The following is a 655-nucleotide window of genomic DNA, read 5'->3' as shown; positions in this document are numbered from 1 at the left end:
TGTCAATATAGACGGCCTCAAGCTCAATTCAGGCGCGCTTACCGCCGATGGCCAGGCGAGCCTTGCCGACGGCAAGCTGGCCGCCGGCATCAGAGGCGCGTTGAGCGATGTTTCGGGGCTCTCGAAGGACGCCAAGGGCGCCATCGCTTTCGCCCTCAACGCGCAAGGCCCGGTCGCCGCGCCCGACCTGTCGATGACGGTGGACAGCGACCGGCTCCTCGTGGCGGCGCGCGAGATCACCGGACTGAAGCTGACGGCCACCGGCAAGGCCGATGCCGCTAATCCGGCAGCCAATGTGCAGCTCACCGGCATTGTCGCCGGGCAGAATTTGCAAGGCAGCGCCGTGCTCGCCACGACCAATGGCAGCCGAGCGATCAACGGGCTTCTGCTGTCGCTCGGACCGAACAAGATTTCCGGCGATCTCGCGCTCGACGATGCTTTCGTGCCGGTCGGCACCGTTTCGCTCGACCTGCCAGATATCGGACCGCTCGCCGCGCTGGCCTTGGAAAAGGCCGAAGGCAATGTGCGCGGCACGATCGCCTTTACCAAGGCGGCCAACGGGCCGAATGTCGCGGTCAAGGCGAACACCTCGGAGATCAAGCGCGGCGATCTTTCCGCCAGGAATGTCGCCATCAACGCGCAGATCGCGAACTAT

1 pseudogene is annotated in these 655 nt (G+C 64.9%); it reads left to right on the top strand.

The window, feature by feature from the left end:
• Positions 1-655: pseudogene (locus EOA28_RS37725) on the top strand (translocation/assembly module TamB); the annotation flags it as partial.

Source organism: Mesorhizobium sp. M2A.F.Ca.ET.067.02.1.1 (assembly GCF_004023285.1).
Lineage (GTDB): Bacteria > Pseudomonadota > Alphaproteobacteria > Rhizobiales > Rhizobiaceae > Mesorhizobium.
The sequence above is the reverse complement of the archived record's forward strand: the minus strand, read 5'-3'. Positions and strand labels throughout refer to the sequence as shown.